Annotated in this window: 9 protein-coding genes, 4 tRNA genes and 2 rRNA genes; all 15 read right to left on the reverse strand. The window is 57.5% G+C overall.

Annotated features, from left to right (window positions below):
- Positions 1 to 171 precede the first annotated feature (171 nt).
- The 15 genes from rpoC to HF916_RS47560 all read right to left on the reverse strand — a co-directional run bounded on the left by rpoC (position 172) and on the right by HF916_RS47560 (position 17,408).
- Positions 172 to 4,410: a DNA-directed RNA polymerase subunit beta' gene (rpoC, locus tag HF916_RS47490; protein WP_168795442.1), complete on the reverse strand. Its 4,239-nt coding sequence runs from the start codon at positions 4,408 to 4,410 to the stop codon at positions 172 to 174.
- A 21-nt stretch (positions 4,411 to 4,431) separates the two neighbouring features.
- Positions 4,432 to 8,538: a DNA-directed RNA polymerase subunit beta gene (rpoB, locus tag HF916_RS47495; RefSeq protein WP_168795443.1), complete on the reverse strand. Its 4,107-nt coding sequence runs from the start codon at positions 8,536 to 8,538 to the stop codon at positions 4,432 to 4,434.
- Between the two features lie 370 nt (positions 8,539 to 8,908).
- Entirely contained in the window at positions 8,909 to 9,280 is a 372-nt protein-coding gene (gene rplL, locus HF916_RS47500; protein ID WP_035554731.1) for a 50S ribosomal protein L7/L12, read from the reverse strand.
- A gap of 63 nt (positions 9,281 to 9,343) precedes the next feature.
- Positions 9,344 to 9,847: a 50S ribosomal protein L10 gene (gene rplJ / locus HF916_RS47505; RefSeq protein WP_168795444.1), complete on the reverse strand. Its 504-nt coding sequence runs from the start codon at positions 9,845 to 9,847 to the stop codon at positions 9,344 to 9,346.
- Between the two features lie 302 nt (positions 9,848 to 10,149).
- Positions 10,150 to 10,848 carry a 50S ribosomal protein L1 gene (gene rplA / locus HF916_RS47510; RefSeq protein WP_168795445.1) on the reverse strand — a complete coding sequence of 233 codons (699 nt, stop codon included), beginning with the start codon at positions 10,846 to 10,848 and terminating at the stop codon, positions 10,150 to 10,152.
- Entirely contained in the window at positions 10,849 to 11,280 is a 432-nt protein-coding gene (rplK, locus tag HF916_RS47515; RefSeq protein WP_012434578.1) for a 50S ribosomal protein L11, read from the reverse strand.
- 167 nt (positions 11,281 to 11,447) lie between these two features.
- The gene (nusG, locus tag HF916_RS47520; RefSeq protein WP_007180147.1) at positions 11,448 to 12,005 is read right to left on the reverse strand and encodes a transcription termination/antitermination protein NusG; all 558 of its coding nucleotides are present in this window, start codon (positions 12,003 to 12,005) and stop codon (positions 11,448 to 11,450) included.
- 1 nt (position 12,006) lies between these two features.
- Positions 12,007 to 12,387: a preprotein translocase subunit SecE gene (secE, locus tag HF916_RS47525; RefSeq protein WP_046567533.1), complete on the reverse strand. Its 381-nt coding sequence runs from the start codon at positions 12,385 to 12,387 to the stop codon at positions 12,007 to 12,009.
- Positions 12,388 to 12,423: 36 nt separating this feature from the next.
- Positions 12,424 to 12,499 (reverse strand) — tRNA-Trp (locus HF916_RS47530).
- 64 nt (positions 12,500 to 12,563) lie between these two features.
- Positions 12,564 to 13,754 carry an elongation factor Tu gene (gene tuf / locus HF916_RS47535; RefSeq protein ID WP_168795439.1) on the reverse strand — a complete coding sequence of 397 codons (1,191 nt, stop codon included), beginning with the start codon at positions 13,752 to 13,754 and terminating at the stop codon, positions 12,564 to 12,566.
- A gap of 62 nt (positions 13,755 to 13,816) precedes the next feature.
- Positions 13,817 to 13,891: transfer RNA gene (locus HF916_RS47540), tRNA-Thr, on the reverse strand.
- Between the two features lie 16 nt (positions 13,892 to 13,907).
- Positions 13,908 to 13,981 (reverse strand) — tRNA-Gly (locus HF916_RS47545).
- A gap of 41 nt (positions 13,982 to 14,022) precedes the next feature.
- Positions 14,023 to 14,108: transfer RNA gene (locus HF916_RS47550), tRNA-Tyr, on the reverse strand.
- 155 nt (positions 14,109 to 14,263) lie between these two features.
- Positions 14,264 to 14,377 (reverse strand): 5S ribosomal RNA (gene rrf / locus HF916_RS47555).
- Between the two features lie 149 nt (positions 14,378 to 14,526).
- Positions 14,527 to 17,408: ribosomal RNA gene (locus HF916_RS47560) — 23S ribosomal RNA — on the reverse strand.
- Positions 17,409 to 17,701 lie beyond the last annotated feature (293 nt).

Consider the following 17,701-nt stretch of genomic DNA (forward strand, 5'->3'; position numbering starts at 1 on the left):
CGAATTTTACCAACGCATTCGTGCTGCGCCTGCGCTTTGATGCAGCGTTAGCCGTTCGGCCTACCAATCCGCAAAAAAACGCAAAAAGAAAAGCGCATAAAAAAAGCCGCTCAGTCGAAACTGAGCGGCTTCGCTGGCCGGTGAGCCCCAAGCGGCTTGCGCCGCCAGGACTTACTCGCCTGAGTGCTGCTGTTCGGCGGCCGGGGTTTCCGGCGTACCAAATTCGAACGACTCTTCCGCTGCGATCTGATCGAAACGCTCGCGGTCCGACAGTTCCTTGCTCTTGCGTGCCTTGTGGAACGCGAGACCCGTACCGGCCGGAATCAGGCGGCCGACGATCACGTTTTCTTTCAGACCACGCAGGTCGTCGCGCTTGCCCATGATCGCCGCTTCGGTCAGCACGCGGGTCGTTTCCTGGAACGACGCCGCCGAGATGAACGAATCGGTCGACAACGAGGCCTTCGTGATACCGAGCAAGACGTTTTCGTACGTTGCCGGACGCTTGTCTTCCGCGATCATACGGTCGTTCTCGTCGAGCATATCCGACCGCTCGACCTGTTCGCCCGGGATGAAGCGCGTATCGCCGTTATCCGAAATCTGCACGCGACGCAGCATCTGACGAACAATCACTTCAATGTGCTTGTCGTTGATCTTCACGCCTTGCAGACGGTACACGTCCTGCACTTCGTCCACGATGTAACGCGACAGCGCTTCGATACCTTGCAGACGCAAGATGTCGTGCGGATCGGCAGGACCGTCGACAATCATTTCGCCCTTGTTGACGACCTGACCATCGTGCACCAGAACCTGCTTTTCCTTCGCGATCAGGAACTCGTGCTGATTGCCTTCGAGGTCCGTGATAACGAGACGCTGCTTGCCCTTCGTGTCCTTACCGAACGATGTCGTACCCGTGACTTCCGCCAGGATACCTGCGTCCTTAGGCGAACGTGCTTCGAACAGTTCGGCCACACGCGGCAGACCACCGGTAATGTCACGCGTTTTCTGCGATTCAACCGGAATACGTGCCAGCACTTCACCGACCTGCACCTGCTGACCATCCTTCACGGTGATCAGAGCGCCGACCTGGAAGCCGATCTGCACCGAGTGCTCGGTGTTCGGGATCTTGACTTCTTCGCCGTTCGCATCGAGCAGCTTGACCTGCGGACGCACCGTCTTCGCGGCTTGCGAGCCACGACGCTTCACGTCGATCACGACCAGCGTGGACAGACCCGTCACATCGTCGATCTGCTTCGCAACGGTCACGCCTTCTTCGACGTTTTCGAACTTCACCGTACCGCCCCACTCGGTGATGATCGGACGCGTCAGCGGATCCCACGTTGCCAGTTGCGTACCGGCCTTGATCTGCGCGCCGTCCAGTTGCAACAGCGTCGCGCCGTACGGCACCTTGTGACGTTCGCGCTCGCGACCGTGGTCGTCGGTGATCATCGCTTCGCCCGAACGCGAGATGACGATCTGCTCGCCCTTCGCGTTGGTGACGTAACGCATCGTCGCCGTGAAACGCACCGTGCCGTTCGACTTCGCTTCAACCGACGAAGCCACTGCCGCACGCGACGCCGCACCACCGATGTGGAACGTACGCATCGTGAGCTGCGTGCCCGGTTCACCGATCGACTGCGCAGCGATCACGCCGACTGCTTCACCGACGTTGACCGACGAGCCGCGGCCCAGGTCGCGGCCGTAGCAGGCTGCGCACAGACCGTAACGCGTTTCGCAAGTCAGCGGCGTACGCACGCGCACTTCGTCGATACCGAGGCGTTCGATTTCTTCGACCGCGTCTTCGTCGAGCAACGTGCCCGTTTCGTACAGCGTTTCCTGCGATTCCGGATTAACGACGTCAGCCACCGTCACGCGACCAAGGATACGGTCACGCAGCGCTTCGACGACTTCACCGCCTTCGACCAACGCCTTCATGGCGACGCCGTTGGACGTACCGCAATCGTCCTCGACCACCACCAGATCTTGCGTCACGTCGACGAGACGACGCGTCAGGTAACCCGAGTTTGCCGTCTTCAGTGCCGTATCAGCCAGACCCTTACGTGCGCCGTGGGTCGAGATGAAGTACTGCAACACGTTCAGGCCTTCACGGAAGTTCGCCGTAATCGGCGTCTCGATGATCGAGCCGTCCGGCTTCGCCATCAGGCCACGCATACCAGCCAGCTGACGAATCTGAACCGCGGAACCACGAGCACCCGAGTCCGCCATCATGTAAATCGAGTTGAACGATTCCTGACGCGTTTCGTTGCCGTCGCGATCCGTGACCGGTTCCGTCGACAGCTGTTCCATCATCGCCTTGCCGACCGCTTCCGACGTTGCCGACCAGATGTCGACCACGTTGTTGTAGCGTTCTTGCGAGGTGACGAGACCCGACATGTACTGACGGTCGTATTCCTTCACCTTCTTCGCGGCGTCGCCGACGATGGTTTCCTTCTGCGGCGGCACGAGCATGTCGTCGACGCAGATCGAGATACCAGCGCGCGTTGCCAGACGGAAACCCGACTGCATCAACTGATCGGCAAAAATCACCGTTTCACGCAGACCGCACTTGCGGAATGCGGTGTTGATGAGGCGCGAGATTTCCTTCTTCTTCAGCGGCTTGTTCAGCACCGAGAACGGCAGGCCCGGCGGCAGAATTTCCGACAGGATCGAACGGCCGACGGTCGTCGCGTACAGCGTGATCTTCGGCACGAACGCTGGCGCACCTTCCGACTTGTCTTCGTTATGGACCATTTCGGTGATCCGCACGTTGACGCGCGAGACGAGCTCGACTTCCTTGTTCTCGTACGCACGCAGCGCTTCCGAGACGCCCGTGAACGTCAGGCCTTCGCCCTTGGCGTTCACTGCTTCACGAGTCGCGTAGTACAAACCGAGCACGATATCCTGCGACGGCACGATCGACGGATCGCCGTTGGCCGGGAACAGAACGTTGTTCGACGCCAGCATCAGCGTGCGCGCTTCCATCTGCGCTTCGAGCGACAGCGGCACGTGAACAGCCATCTGGTCACCGTCGAAGTCGGCGTTGAACGCCGCGCAAACGAGCGGATGCAGCTGAATTGCCTTACCTTCGATCAGCACCGGCTCGAAAGCCTGAATGCCAAGACGGTGAAGAGTAGGCGCACGGTTCAGCATGACCGGATGTTCGCGAATGACTTCTTCGAGAATGTCCCACACCACCGCCGTCTGGTTCTCGACTTCCTTCTTCGCAGCCTTGATGGTGGTAGCAACACCCATCACTTCGAGCTTGTTGAAGATGAACGGCTTGAACAGTTCGAGCGCCATCAGCTTCGGCAGACCGCACTGATGCAGCTTGAGCGTCGGGCCGACCACGATCACCGAACGGCCCGAGTAGTCGACGCGCTTACCGAGCAAGTTCTGACGGAAACGACCGCCCTTACCCTTGATCATGTCAGCAAGCGACTTCAGCGGACGCTTGTTCGCGCCGGTCATGGCCTTACCGCGACGACCGTTGTCGAGCAGCGAATCGACGGCTTCCTGCAGCATCCGCTTTTCGTTGCGGACGATGATTTCAGGCGCCTTCAGTTCGAGCAGACGCTTCAACCGGTTGTTACGGTTGATCACCCGGCGATACAGGTCGTTCAGGTCCGACGTCGCGAAACGGCCGCCGTCCAGCGGCACCAGCGGACGCAGTTCCGGCGGCAGCACCGGCAGCACTTCGAGCACCATCCAGTCAGGCTTGATGCCCGAACGCTGGAAAGCCTCGAGCACCTTCAGGCGCTTCGCGTACTTCTTGATCTTCGCTTCCGAACCCGTGTTCTTGAGTTCGGTGCGCAGCATCTCGACCTGTTCGTCGATGTTGATCGCGCGCAGCAGTTCGCGCACGCCTTCCGCACCCATCTCGGCGCGGAATTCGTCGCCGTATTCTTCGACCTTGTTGTAGTAATCCTCTTCCGTCATGATCTGCCGCGCTTTCAGCGGCGTCATGCCCGGATCGATCACCACGTATGCTTCGAAGTACAGCACGCGTTCGATATCGCGCAGCGTCATGTCGAGCACCATGCCCAGACGCGACGGCAGCGACTTCAGGAACCAGATGTGCGCAACCGGCGAGGCCAGTTCAATGTGGCCCATCCGTTCGCGACGCACCTTCGCCAGCGTCACTTCGACGCCGCACTTCTCGCAGATCACGCCACGGTGCTTCAGGCGCTTGTACTTGCCGCACAGGCATTCGTAGTCTTTGATCGGCCCGAAGATCTTCGCGCAGAACAAACCATCGCGTTCCGGCTTGAACGTCCGGTAGTTGATGGTTTCCGGCTTCTTCACTTCACCGAACGACCACGAACGGATCTTGTCCGGCGAAGCCAGACCGATCTTGATCGCGTCAAAAACTTCAGGCTGTTGGACTTGCTTGAATAGATCGAGCAGAGCTTTCATTGCTTTCTCTCCGTAGTCCGATTAGTTGCGGTCGAGGTCGATGTCGATACCGAGCGAGCGGATTTCCTTCACCAACACGTTGAAGGATTCCGGCATGCCGGCGTCGATCACGTGATCGCCCTTGACCAGGTTTTCATAAACCTTGGTCCGGCCTGCCACGTCGTCCGACTTCACCGTCAGCATTTCCTGCAGCACGTACGATGCGCCGTACGCTTCGAGCGCCCACACTTCCATTTCACCGAAACGCTGGCCACCGAATTGCGCCTTACCGCCCAACGGCTGCTGCGTCACGAGCGAGTACGGGCCCGTGGAACGCGCGTGCATCTTGTCGTCGACCAAGTGGTGCAGTTTCAGGTAGTGCATGTAGCCGACCGTCACCGTACGTTCGAACATTTCGCCCGTGCGGCCGTCGTACAGACGCACCTGATTCTTCGACGGCGTCATGCCGAGGTTCTTCGCGATGTCGTCCGGGAATGCCAGGTCCAGCGCGCGCGACATTTCTTCTTCCGTCGCGCCGTCGAACACCGGCGTCGCGAACGGCACGCCTTCGCGCAGGTTCTTCGCCAGTTCGACGATCTCGTCGTCCGTGAAGCTGTCCAGCTCTTCGGCGCGGCCCGACTCGTTGTAGATCTTGGTCAGGAATTCGCGCAGTTCAGTGATCTTCGCCTGACGCTGCAGCATTTCGCCGATACGCCAGCCGAGACCCTTCGCGGCCCAACCCAGATGCACTTCGAGAACCTGACCCACGTTCATCCGCGACGGCACGCCGAGCGGGTTCAGAACGACGTCAGCCGGACGGCCGTCGGCCATGTACGGCATGTCTTCGATCGGAACGATCTTCGACACCACACCCTTGTTACCGTGACGGCCGGCCATCTTGTCGCCAGGCTGCAGGCGGCGCTTGACTGCCAGATATACCTTGACCATCTTCAACACGCCCGGCGGCAGTTCGTCGCCTTGCGTGAGCTTCTTGCGCTTTTCTTCGAACGCCAGATCGAACTGGTGACGCTTCTGTTCGATCGAGTCCTTGATGGCTTCGAGCTGTGCCGCTGCTTCTTCGTCCGCGAGGCGGATGTCGAACCAGTGGTAGTGATCCAGATCTTGCAGGTAAGCCTGTTCGATCTTCGTGCCCTTGGCCAGCTTCTTCGGACCGCCGTTCGCGACCTTGCCGTCGAGCATACGTGCGAGACGCTGGAACGCGTCGCCTTCCACGATACGCAACTGGTCGTTCAGGTCGAGGCGATAGCGCTTCAGTTCATCGTCGATGATCTGTTGCGCACGCTTGTCGCGCTGAATGCCTTCACGCGTGAACACCTGGACGTCGATCACCGTGCCGCTCATGCCCGACGGCACGCGCAGCGACGTGTCCTTCACGTCCGAAGCCTTTTCACCGAAGATCGCGCGCAGCAACTTTTCTTCCGGCGTCAGTTGGGTTTCGCCCTTCGGCGTGACCTTGCCGACCAGCACGTCGCCTGCTTCGACTTCAGCGCCGATGTAGACGATGCCCGACTCATCGAGACGGCCGAGTTGCACTTCAGCCAGGTTCGAGATGTCGCGCGTGATTTCTTCCGGTCCGAGCTTCGTATCGCGAGCAACGACGTTCAGTTCTTCGATATGGATCGACGTGTAACGGTCGTCAGCAACCACCTTCTCCGAGATCAAAATCGAGTCTTCGAAGTTGTAGCCGTTCCACGGCATGAACGCGACCAGCATGTTCTGGCCGAGAGCCAGTTCACCGAGGTCGGTCGATGCGCCGTCAGCCAGCACGTCGCCACGCGACACGATGTCGCCGACCTTCACGATCGGGCGCTGGTTGATGTTCGTGTTCTGGTTCGAACGCGTGTACTTGATCAGGTTGTAGATGTCCACGCCGACGTCGCCAGCAACCGCTTCATCGTCGTTCACGCGGATCACCATACGGCCTGCGTCGACGTAGTCCACCACGCCACCGCGGAATGCCTGAACCGTCGTACCCGAGTCGACTGCCACCGTGCGCTCGATACCCGTACCGACCACGGCCTTTTCAGGACGCAGACACGGCACAGCCTGACGCTGCATGTTCGAACCCATCAATGCGCGGTTCGCGTCATCGTGCTCGAGGAACGGAATCAGCGATGCTGCCACCGACACGATCTGCGACGGCGCCACGTCCATGTACTGGATGCGGTCCGGCGTGACCATCAGCGTTTCGCCTGCTTCACGTGACGACACCAGTTCGTCGGTCAGCGAGCCGTCAGCAGCAACCGCCGCGTTCGCCTGAGCGATCACGTAACGGCCTTCTTCGATCGCCGACAGATAGTCGATCTGATCGGTCACCTTGCTGTCCACGACCTTGCGATACGGCGTTTCGAGGAAGCCGTATTCGTTCAGGTGCGCGTACAGAGCGAGCGAGTTGATCAGGCCGATGTTCGGACCTTCCGGCGTTTCAATCGGGCACACACGACCGTAGTGAGTCGGGTGCACGTCGCGGACTTCAAAGCCAGCGCGCTCACGCGTCAAACCGCCCGGGCCAAGAGCCGAAACACGGCGCTTGTGGGTGATTTCCGACAGCGGGTTCGTTTGGTCCATGAACTGCGACAGCTGCGACGAACCGAAGAACTCGCGAATCGCCGACGAAATCGGCTTCGAGTTGATCAGGTCGTGCGGCATCAGGTTTTCGCTTTCGGCCTGACCGAGGCGTTCCTTCACAGCACGTTCGACACGCACGAGACCTGCGCGGAACTGGTTTTCCGCCAGTTCGCCGACGCAACGCACACGACGATTGCCCAAGTGGTCGATGTCGTCCACTTCGCCCTTGCCGTTACGCAACTCGACCAGGATCTTGATCGTGGCGAGGATGTCGTCGTCTTGCAGCGTCATCGGTCCGACGATTTCGTCGCGGCCGACACGGCGATTGAACTTCATACGACCCACCTTGGACAGGTCGTATGCGTCTTCGCTGTAGAACAGACGGTTGAACAGCGCCTCGACCGCTTCTTCGGTCGGCGGTTCGCCCGGACGCATCATGCGGTAGATCGCGATGCGTGCGGCCATCTTGTCCGCGGTTTCGTCGATACGCAGCGTCGACGAGATGTACGGACCTTGATCCAGATCGTTCGTGTAGAGCGTCTGGATGTCTTTGATCTTCGACTCGCGCAGCTTCTCGAGGACGGTTTCCGTGATTTCGTCGTTCGCGTTGGCGATGACTTCACCGGTGTCGCCGTCGACGACGTTCTTCGCCAGCACGCGGCCGAGCAGATAGTCTTCCGGGACCGAGATGAACTTGGTCTTCGCGTTGTCGAGGTCGCGAATGTGCTTCGCGTTGATCCGCTTGTCCTTCTGGACGATCACGTTGCCATCACGGTCCGTGATGTCGAAACGCGCGACTTCACCACGCAGACGCTCCGGCACGAATTCCATCTGTGCGCCTTCCGGCATCAGCGTGAAATTGTCGAACACGAAGAAGTTTGCGAGGATCTGTTCCGGCGTGAGCCCGATTGCCTTCAGCAGGATCGTGACCGGCATCTTACGGCGACGATCGACGCGGAAGTACAGCACGTCCTTCGGGTCGAACTCGAAATCGAGCCACGAACCGCGGTAAGGAATGATACGTGCCGAGAACAGGAGCTTGCCCGAGCTGTGCGTCTTGCCCTTGTCGTGTTCGAAAAACACGCCCGGCGAACGGTGCAGCTGCGAAACGATCACACGTTCCGTGCCGTTGATGACGAACGAACCGGTCGGCGTCATGAGCGGAATTTCGCCCATGTACACTTCCTGTTCCTTCACTTCCTTGACGACCGGCTTGCTCGGCGATTCCTTGTCGAGCAGCACCAGGCGCACTTTCGCGCGCAGGGCCGAGCAGTACGTCAAACCGCGCTGCTGACATTCCTTGATGTTGAATGCCGGCGGCGACAGCATGTAGCTGACGAACTCTAGACGAGCGAACCCGTTATGCGAAACAATCGGGAAAACGGAAGTAAACGCAGCTTGCAGGCCTTCCGGCTTGCGTTGCGTGGACGACGTGTCTGCTTGCAGAAACGTGCTGAATGATTCAAGCTGGGTAGCCAGCAGGAAAGGTACTTGGTGAACGATGGGGCGCTTCGCAAAACTCTTGCGAATACGCTTCTTCTCGGTGAAGGAATATTGCATACGATCTCCGAATCACGGCGGGCATTGTTGTCGAGGCAGGATACCTTGATGAGACAACCCGAGTGTTCACCGACTGAGACCCGATGGCCGTCCGATGGCCTGAACGAGCCTAGAAGCTTGGTGGTTGGCCGCTACCAACCGCTGGCTGACGGCAGCGGATGCCTATGTTGCCCGCTACCCGACCAAACTTGCCTTCTGCAGTCGCTTCAGAAGACAAAGAGAAACGCCGGTCAATGTTGCCGAATGGCGGTTTTCTTTGGCCTCTGGGAGCCACATTCTTGCCGAAAAGGCTAGGCAAAAACGCGTCCCCCACAAAGCACAAAAAGGCCGGCGGTGGAAAACCGCCAGCCTTCGCACAGCGCGCTGAAACTTACTTGATTTCAGCTTTCGCGCCGGCTTCTTCCAGCTTCTTCTTGGCTTCTTCAGCAGCAGCCTTCGGCACCGCTTCCTTAACAGGCTTCGGTGCGCCGTCGACCAGATCCTTCGCTTCCTTCAGGCCGAGACCCGTCAGTTCACGAACAGCCTTAATGACCGAAACCTTGTTCGCGCCGACTTCCGTCAGGTTGACCGTGAATTCGGTTTGCTCTTCAGCAACAGCTGCAGCTGCGCCTGCCGGGCCTGCCACTGCAACAGCCGCTGCCGACACGCCAAACTTTTCTTCGAACGCCTTGACCAGTTCGTTCAGTTCCAGAACCGACATCGAGCTTACTGCCTCGAGGATGTCTTCTTTTGCGATTGCCATTTGAAATACTCCTAAATTGAATTCGGATACAGCCAGCGATCAATCACGCTCGACTGAAGTGCGTTACGCAGCGGTTTCTTCGCCTTGTTTCTTTTCTGCCAGCGCGGCCAGAGCGCGCGCAAAGCCGGAAACAGGTGCTTGCATAACGTACAACAGCTTGGCGAGCAGTTCTTCGCGGCTCGGGATGTTTGCCAGCGCTTGCACGCCAGCCTTGTCCATCACCTTGCCTTCGTAGGAACCGGCCTTGATGATCAACTTGTCATTGGTTTTGCCAAAGTCGTTGACGACCTTAGCAGCAGCAATTGCATCTTCCGAGATGCCGTAGATCAGCGGACCAGTCATCTGCTCTGCCAGCGGAGCAAACGGGGTACCTTCGACAGCGCGACGCGCCAACGTGTTTTTCAACACGCGAAGGTAAACCTGTTGCTCACGCGCTTTCGCGCGCAGCTTGGTCAGATCGCCAACCGCGATTCCACGATACTCAGCCAGAACCACGGTCTGGGCTTTCGCGACTTGCGCGGCAACCTCAGCGACGACGGCCTGCTTGCTTTCTTTGTTAAGTGGCACGGTTAACCTCCAGATTCGATACACGCAGCGTGCGCCTTGTGTACCGCGTTCAATAACGGCGTCCGACCAGTCAGGAGTATTTCGACCGCCTGATACCCACATTGCTGCGGATATCAACCGGCTTCATCACTACAAAACCTTTTCGGGTTCGCCATCTGCGTTGGCTTTACATTAAGGACTCGCCTACCTGCTGCGTGCCCGCCAACGGTCTTTGACAACCGGTCGCTCGATGCAGACTGCCACCTTACGACCGCCCAAAGCCCATAAAACCGCCCCGACTTACGCCGAGGCGATGAAATCTATCACTGTGCTGCGATCGATGCCTGGTCGACGCGAACGCCAACACCCATCGTGCTCGACAGCGCAACCTTGCGCAGGTAGACACCCTTGCTCGTTGCCGGCTTCGCTTTTTGCAGCGCGTCGACGAGAGCGTTCAGGTTGCTACGCAGAGCCGTCGGCTCGAACGAAGCACGGCCGATGGTGGCGTGGATGATACCGCCCTTGTCGACACGGAATTGCACCTGACCAGCCTTGGCGTTCTTCACGGCAGTCGCGACGTCCGGCGTAACCGTACCGACCTTCGGGTTCGGCATCAGGCCGCGCGGGCCGAGGATTTGACCGAGCGTACCGACAACGCGCATCGTGTCCGGCGAAGCGATCACAATGTCGAAGTCCAGCTTGCCGGCCTTAACTTGTTCAGCCAGGTCTTCCATACCGACGACTTCAGCGCCCGCTGCACGAGCTTGCTCAGCTTTTTCGCCCTGTGCGAACACTGCGACGCGAACCGACTTACCCGTACCAGCCGGCAGCACGACCGAGCCACGAACCACTTGGTCCGACTTCTTCGCGTCGATGCCGAGTTGCACGGCGACGTCGATCGACTCGTCGAACTTCGCGCTTGCGCATTCCTTCACGAGCGACAGAGCTTCGTCGATTGCGTACAGCTTTTGACGATCAACCTTGGCTGCAAATGCTTGCAGACGTTTTGAAAGCTTAGCCATTTACACGCCCTCCACGGTGATGCCCATCGAGCGGGCGCTACCAGCGATCGTACGAACCGCTGCGTCCAGATCAGCTGCCGTCAGATCGGGCATCTTGGTCTTGGCGATGTCTTCAGCTTGAGCGCGGGTGATCTTGCCGACCTTGTCGGTATGCGGCTTGCTCGAACCCTTGTCGATCTTCGCTGCCTTCTTAATCAGAACCGTTGCCGGCGGCGTCTTCAGAACGAACGTGAAGCTCTTGTCCGCGAACGCGGTGATCACGACCGGAGTCGGCAGACCCGGCTCCAGTGCTTGAGTCTGCGCGTTGAACGCCTTGCAGAACTCCATGATGTTCAGGCCGCGTTGGCCCAGTGCCGGACCGACCGGCGGCGACGGATTGGCTTTACCTGCAGGAATCTGCAGCTTGATAAAGCCGATGATTTTCTTTGCCATGTTGAAAAAACCTCTTTGGAACACCGCACGGGTACATGCGGGCGTTCAGTGAGTAGTAGCGCGCGTTCGCCGAAAAATTGGGTACTTACGCTCCTCAACGGCCATTACGCGGACCGTAAGCGCGAAATACGGAACGCACCGACTGGTGCGCTCCGTAGAATTCTGGATTACAGCTTTTCGACCTGGCCGAATTCCAGCTCGACCGGCGTTGCGCGGCCGAAGATTGTAACGGAAACACGGACGCGCGACTTTTCGTAGTTCACTTCTTCGACGCTGCCGTTGAAATCCGTGAACGGACCGTCCTTCACCCGCACCATCTCGCCGACTTCGAACAGGGTTTTTGGACGCGGCTTCTCCACGCCCTCCTGCATTTGCGACATGATCTTCTCAACTTCCCGCGGGGAAATCGGACTCGGACGATTTCGTGCACCGCCTACGAAACCCGTCACCTTTGCCGTGTTTTTCACGAGGTGCCACGTCTCGTCAGTCATTTCCATTTCGACGAGCACATAGCCCGGGAAGAAACGACGCTCGGTCACCGATTTGTGACCGCCTTTCACCTCGACCACTTCTTCAGTCGGAACAAGGATTTGACCAAACTGGTCTTGCATGCCAGCACGTTCGATGCGCTCTTGGAGCGCACGTTGCACGCTCTTCTCCATGCCGGAGTAGGCGTGCACGACGTACCAACGTTTGCCGCTCGGGGATGCCGGAGTATCGCTCATATCATTTCCAACCCAGAATCACCGAGAAAATCGCCCATTCGATGGACTTATCACTAATCCAAAGAAAAATCGCCATGACGAACACGAAGCCGAACACTACGAGGGTTGTCTGGGTAGCCTCTTTGCGAGTCGGCCAAACAACCTTACGGACTTCCTTGTACGAATCTTTGGCGAAAGCGATGAAACCCTTGCCAGGCGCGGAGAGAAGACCGACCGCAACACCCGCGATCGCACCAACAGCCAAGGCGGCTCCGCGGACGTACCATTCCTGGCCGCTGAGCCAGAAGAACCCCACGAACCCGGCCAAGACTAACAATACGCCCGCGACGAGCATCAGCTTGTCGCCGGATGTATTTACAGTTTCGACGGAAGGATTCGCCATAACACCTTAACGAAGCGCCGCATACGGCGCGAGAGTTGGCAGGGGCAGAGGGAATCGAACCCCCAACCTTCGGTTTTGGAGACCGACGCTCTGCCAGTTGAGCTATACCCCTAAACCATTTGGGGTTGACGACACCGCCAACCCCGAAACTACCGATTAACGAGAACTATCTGGCGTTACTCGAGAATCTTGGCAACCACACCTGCGCCGACCGTACGGCCGCCTTCGCGGATAGCGAAACGCAGACCTTCTTCCATCGCGATCGGGTTGATCAGCTTCACCGTGATCGACACGTTGTCGCCCGGCATGACCATTTCCTTGTCCTTCGGCAACTCGATCGAGCCCGTCACGTCCGTCGTACGGAAGTAGAACTGCGGACGATAGTTGTTGAAGAACGGCGTATGACGGCCACCTTCGTCCTTGCTCAGCACGTACACTTCAGCCGTGAAGTGCGTGTGCGGGTTGATCGAACCCGGCTTCGCCAGCACCTGGCCACGCTCCACGTCTTCACGCTTCGTGCCGCGCAGCAGGATACCCACGTTGTCGCCTGCCTGACCCTGGTCCAGCAGCTTGCGGAACATTTCCACGCCCGTGCAGGTCGTCTTCACCGTCGGCTTGATGCCGATGATTTCGATTTCCTCGCCAACCTTCACGACGCCGCGCTCGATACGACCCGTCACCACCGTGCCGCGACCCGAGATCGAGAACACGTCTTCCACCGGCATCAGGAACGCACCGTCGATCGCGCGCTCCGGCGTCGGGATGTACGTGTCCAGCGCGTCGGCCAGGTTCATGATCGCCACTTCGCCCAGCTCGCCCGTGTCGCCTTCCAGCGCCAGCTTGGCCGAACCCTTGATGATTGGCGTGTCGTCGCCCGGGAAGTCGTACTTCGACAGAAGCTCGCGCACTTCCATTTCCACCAGCTCGAGCAGCTCGGCGTCGTCCACCATGTCGCACTTGTTCAGGAACACGATGATGTACGGCACACCAACCTGACGCGCCAGCAGGATGTGCTCACGCGTTTGCGGCATCGGGCCGTCAGCAGCCGAGCACACCAGGATCGCGCCGTCCATCTGCGCTGCGCCCGTGATCATGTTCTTCACATAGTCAGCGTGGCCCGGGCAGTCGACGTGGGCGTAGTGGCGGTTAGCCGTTTCGTACTCGACGTGTGCCGTGTTGATCGTGATACCACGTGCCTTTTCTTCCGGCGCCGCGTCGATCTGGTCGTACGCCTTTGCTTCGCCGCCAAACTTCTTGGTCAGCACCGTCGTGATCGCTGCCGTCAGCGTGGTCTTGCCGTGGTCAACGTGACCGATCGTGCCGACGTTCACGTGCGGCTTGGTCCGCTCAAACTTACCCTTGGCCATTTTCGACTCCTAAGAGGATTTTTCCGTACGTTGCGCCGGGCGCAAACAATCACCGAGACTTCTGGTGCCCATGGGCAGGATCGAACTGCCGACCTCTCCCTTACCAAGGGAGTGCTCTACCACTGAGCCACATGGGCGCTACTTCTGTATTGCTGGAGCGGGTGAAGGGAATCGAACCCTCGTCGTAAGCTTGGAAGGCTTCTGCTCTACCATTGAGCTACACCCGCAAGGATCCATGGATTCCCAACAACTACTACAACTTGCATTCTGGTGGAGGAGGTTGGATTCGAACCAACGTAGGCGTAAGCCAACAGATTTACAGTCTGCCCCCTTTAGCCACTCGGGCACCCCTCCGCAGAGAACTGATGATTATGGGGGAACAACCGCTTGTTGTCAAGACTTGACTGACCGTTCCAAACCCAAGGCTCTCACTTATATAGTGATTTCAGCACTTCTTTAAACGCAGAAACCCCACCTTTGCGGGGTGGGGTTTCTGTTGCTGCTAGGGAGCCTGACGATTACCTACTTTCACACGGGTAATCCGCACTATCATCGGCGTGGAGTCGTTTCACGGTCCTGTTCGGGATGGGAAGGGGTGGGACCGACTCGCTATGATCATCAGGCATGACTTGTTGCCGTACTGCCGGTGGGGCAGTACCGCCAATCTGGAAGAAGTAGTTTCTGGTGATGCTCACCAGAGCTAAAGCGTTGGGCTGTGTTGTTCGAGGCACAACAAACGATCACTCAACCGTGCGCAAGACACACCGGTTATAGGATCAAGCCTTACGGGCAATTAGTATCAGTTAGCTTAACGCATTACTGCGCTTCCACACCTGACCTATCAACGTCCTGGTCTTGAACGACCCTTCAAGGGGCTCGAAGCCCCGGGGATATCTCATCTTAAGGCGAGTTTCCCGCTTAGATGCTTTCAGCGGTTATCTCTTCCGAACATAGCTACCCGGCGATGCCACTGGCGTGACAACCGGTACACCAGAGGTTCGTCCACTCCGGTCCTCTCGTACTAGGAGCAGCCCCCTTCAAATATCCAGCGCCCACGGCAGATAGGGACCAAACTGTCTCACGACGTTTTAAACCCAGCTCACGTACCTCTTTAAATGGCGAACAGCCATACCCTTGGGACCGGCTACAGCCCCAGGATGAGATGAGCCGACATCGAGGTGCCAAACACCGCCGTCGATATGAACTCTTGGGCGGTATCAGCCTGTTATCCCCAGAGTACCTTTTATCCGTTGAGCGATGGCCCTTCCATACAGAACCACCGGATCACTATGACCTGCTTTCGCACCTGCTCGACTTGTCGGTCTCGCAGTTAAGCACGCTTATGCCATTGCACTATCAGCACGATTTCCGACCGTACCTAGCGTACCTTCGTACTCCTCCGTTACACTTTGGGAGGAGACCGCCCCAGTCAAACTGCCTACCATGCACTGTCCCCGATCCGGATTACGGACCAAGGTTAGAACCTCAAACAAACCAGGGTGGTATTTCAAGGGCGGCTCCACGCAGACTGGCGTCCACGCTTCAAAGCCTCCCACCTATCCTACACAGACCGGTTCAAAGTCCAATGCAAAGCTACAGTAAAGGTTCATGGGGTCTTTCCGTCTAGCCGCGGGGAGATTGCATCATCACAAACACTTCAACTTCGCTGAGTCTCGGGAGGAGACAGTGTGGCCATCGTTACGCCATTCGTGCAGGTCGGAACTTACCCGACAAGGAATTTCGCTACCTTAGGACCGTTATAGTTACGGCCGCCGTTTACCGGGACTTCAATCAAGAGCTTGCACCCCATCATTTAATCTTCCGGCACCGGGCAGGCGTCACACCCTATACGTCCACTTTCGTGTTTGCAGAGTGCTGTGTTTTTATTAAACAGTCGCAGCCACCAGTTTATTGCAACCCCTTCACCCTTCTGGCGCAGGCCAGTCAAGCTACAGGGGCGTACCTTATCCCGAAGTTACGGTACCAATTTGCCGAGTTCCTTCTCCCGAGTTCTCTCAAGCGCCTTAGAATACTCATCTCGCCCACCTGTGTCGGTTTGCGGTACGGTCTTGTTAAACTGAAGCTTAGAGGCTTTTCTTGGAACCACTTCCAGTTGCTTCACCGCCTAAGCGGCTCGTCCCATGCCCTTGAATTGCGCACCCGGATTTGCCTGAGTGCCTTCTCCAACACAGAAACCGGGACTTCCAACACCCGGACAACCTTCCGCGATCCGTCCCCCCATCGCATTTAACAATGGTGCAGGAATATTAACCTGCTTCCCATCAGCTACGCATTTCTGCCTCGCCTTAGGGGCCGACTCACCCTACGCCGATGAACGTTGCGTAGGAAACCTTGGGCTTACGGCGAGGGGGCCTTTCACCCCCTTTATCGCTACTCATGTCAGCATTCGCACTTCCGATACCTCCAGCGCACTTTTCAATGCACCTTCGCAGGCTTACGGAACGCTCTCCTACCATGCACATAAATGTGCATCCGCAGCTTCGGTATATTGCTTAGCCCCGTTACATCTTCCGCGCAGGACGACTCGATCAGTGAGCTATTACGCTTTCTTTAAAGGATGGCTGCTTCTAAGCCAACCTCCTGACTGTTTTAGCCTTCCCACTTCGTTTCCCACTTAGCAATATTTGGGGACCTTAGCTGGCGGTCTGGGTTGTTTCCCTCTTGACACCGGACGTTAGCACCCGATGTCTGTCTCCCGTGATTGCACTCTTCGGTATTCGGAGTTTGCTATGGCGTAGTAATCCGCAATGGACCCCACAACCATGACAGTGCTCTACCCCCGAAGGTGATACACGAGGCACTACCTAAATAGTTTTCGGAGAGAACCAGCTATTTCCAGGTTTGTTTAGCCTTTCACCCCTATCCACAGCTCATCCCCTAACTTTTCAACGTTAGTGGGTTCGGACCTCCAGTACGTGTTACCGCACCTTCATCCTGGCCATGGATAGATCACCTGGTTTCGGGTCTACACCCAGCGACTGAATCGCCCTGTTCGGACTCGCTTTCGCTACGCCTGCCCTAATCGGTTAAGCTTGCCACTGAATGTAAGTCGCTGACCCATTATACAAAAGGTACGCCGTCACCCTCTTTCAAAGGCTCCGACTGTTTGTATGCATGCGGTTTCAGGATCTATTTCACTCCCCTCCCGGGGTTCTTTTCGCCTTTCCCTCACGGTACTGGTTCACTATCGGTCGATCACGAGTATTTAGCCTTGGAGGATGGTCCCCCCATCTTCAGACAGGATTTCACGTGTCCCGCCCTACTTTCCGTACACCTAGTTCTTCCTCGCTGTTTTCGTCTACAGGGCTATCACCTGCTATGGCCGCACTTTCCAGAGCGTTCGACTAACAATGAAGATAAAGAGTACAGGCTGGTCCCATTTCGCTCGCCACTACTCTGGGAATCTCGGTTGATTTCTTTTCCTGCGGTTACTTAGATGTTTCAGTTCACCGCGTTCGCTTCACGTAGCCTATGTATTCAGCTACGGATACTCCATACGGAGTGGGTTTCCCCATTCGGATATCGGTGGATCAAAGCTCGTTTGCCAGCTCCCCACCGCTTTTCGCAGGCTACCGCGTCCTTCATCGCCTGTGATCGCCAAGGCATCCACCACATGCACTTGTTCGCTTGACCCTATAACGAGTGTGTCTCGCCACCCCTGTGTTGCCACAGCAGCAGTTCAACAGTCGCTACAGGTTGAGTATTCGTGTTGCGCCGTATTCCAAAAGCGATCTTTCGATCTCTCTTTTCATACATTGATACAATCACAACCCTGATTCACCTACTCACACACCCATCTCTAGATGTCCTTTCGTGAATCTCTTTACTACTTCTTCCTGATTGTTAAAGAACGACAGCCGATATCGCGGTTGCTATAACCGCGTATCACTCTGACTGGCTCAATCGCCAATGCACAACGCTCTGCT

The organism is Paraburkholderia aromaticivorans, from assembly GCF_012689525.1.
GTDB lineage: Bacteria > Pseudomonadota > Gammaproteobacteria > Burkholderiales > Burkholderiaceae > Paraburkholderia > Paraburkholderia aromaticivorans_A.